Origin of the sequence: Bacillus sp. AP50, from assembly GCF_040492675.1 — a bacterium.
Classification (GTDB): Bacteria; Bacillota; Bacilli; order Bacillales; family Bacillaceae_G; genus Bacillus_A; species Bacillus_A cereus.
Genome location: NZ_JBEUTW010000584.1, coordinates 1 through 1,850, shown reverse-complemented (window position 1 = coordinate 1,850; position 1,850 = coordinate 1). Strand labels below are relative to the sequence as shown.

Below are 1,850 nucleotides of genomic sequence, written 5' to 3'. Positions count from 1 at the left end.
ATGTGTATAAGAGACAGCGCATATACAGGTCCTGAAATTATGTTAATTCTTTTGGTATTTATGGAACAACGAAATAAAGCAGTAAAAGCTATTTTAGTTGGAATTTCTATTCCGTTAATCTTTTATGTAATAACTGTTGTAATGGTCATTGGTGCATTATCAATTGATGGGGTTGTAACAAGAACATGGCCGACAATTGACCTTATGCGCAGTTTTGAAATTTCTGGATTAATATTTGAACGTTTTGAATCTTTACTGCTTGTAATATGGATTATGCAAATATTTGCTACCTATACGATTAGTTATTATGCAGCTGCATTAGGATTAGCACAACTCTTTAAAAAGAGAATTCATCCGTTTATTTTTGCTTTGATTCCAATCATTTACATCATTGCTATGACTTCGAAAAATATAAATGACTTGCTTAAATTGGGGGATATGCTCGGTAATGCTGCTTTATTTTTATTTGGTTTACTGCCACTGCTTCTTCTTATTATTACGCGATTAAAAGGAGGAGTAGTGTGAAAAATAAATTTAATTATATGCGGTTCTATTTGGCTTTGTTATGGACGCTTTTGCTTCTATTTTTAACAGGATGTTGGAGCAGTAAAGAAGTAGAAGAGTTGAGTTTAACTGCAGGTATAGCACTAGATAAAGGGAAGGATTCAACAATTGAGAAAGAGGATGAGGAAGGAGGTTATCCTAAAAGAAATCTTATAACAGCTACTTATCAAATTGTTAGTTCGCAAGCACAAAGTAAAGGAAATGGACAACAAAAACGTTATATAAATGTTTCTGAGACCGGTGATTCCATTCATCAAATTGTTCGTGAGTTTTCATTGAAAAGAGAGAGCACAATGTTCAGCCCACATTTAAAAAACATTGTTATTAGTGATAGTCTTGTACGTACATTCAGTTTAGAACAATTACTTGAACAGTATCTCCGTGACAATGAAGTTCGGCTTAGCTGTATGCTCTTAATTAGCAAGGGTCTAGCGAAGGAGGTACTGGAATCAAACAAAAAAGGAGAAATCCCAGCATTTCGTTTGTCTGGAATTGCAGATAATAGAAATAGAACAACAAGGATTTTACCTCCTGTATCGCTCGCTAAATTGGAAGGAAAGATGCGGTCAGGGTCCAGTTTTCTTTTGCAAAATGTAATCTCGATAAAAGGGGAAACAAAATTTGCAGGAGCTGCTGTAATTAAAGGGAAGACAAAAAAGTTGATGGGCTTTTTAAATGAACAGGAATTGGAAGGAGTAGTATGGATAAACGGAAAAAGGAATGGTGGTGTGGTAAAAACTTTTGATAAAGAATCAAAGAAACTCATTATATACGAAATAAAGTCAATAAAAAGCAAAATCATACCACATGTTAACGGAAATAATATTTCCTTTGATGTAAACATTGAATCAGAAGGGCGTTTGTCTGAAAATTGGATGCAATCAGGAAAAGATTTTGAAAATGAATTTTTAAAAAGGGAAGAAAAAGCTATTGAAAAAGAAGTAAAGCACTTAGTACATCATGTTACAAAAAAAATACAAAAAGAATACCAAGTCGATATTGCGGGTTTTGGCAACCAATTAAGAATTAAACACCCGAGAACATGGGAGAAAGTCAAAAAAGATTGGGATCAAACATTTAGTAAAGTACCGATTAAATATCATATAAATGTAACTATACAAGATTATGGAGCGTCAAGTTTAAAACGGTGAGATACATTAATTGAAATTATATTTACATCAAAACAAAAAGTTATAAAAGTTTTAATTTGAAAATTTTTGTAACTTTTTGTTTTTTTATGTCATTCTTATTATAGATTAAAGAAATGATTTTATCCCGCTATTTGC

The 1,850-nt window shown here is 32.3% G+C and carries 2 protein-coding genes; both read left to right on the top strand.

The window, feature by feature from the left end:
• Positions 1 to 525, top strand: a 525-nt coding sequence (locus tag ABWK52_RS26905) for a GerAB/ArcD/ProY family transporter (protein ID WP_353772261.1), incomplete at its 5' end; no start/stop codon positions are given.
• Positions 522 to 1,715, top strand: a complete 1,194-nt coding sequence (locus ABWK52_RS26900) for a Ger(x)C family spore germination protein (protein ID WP_000790799.1) — start codon at positions 522 to 524, stop codon at positions 1,713 to 1,715. The genes ABWK52_RS26905 and ABWK52_RS26900, both read left to right, overlap by 4 nt.
• Positions 1,716 to 1,850: the final 135 nt, after the last annotated feature.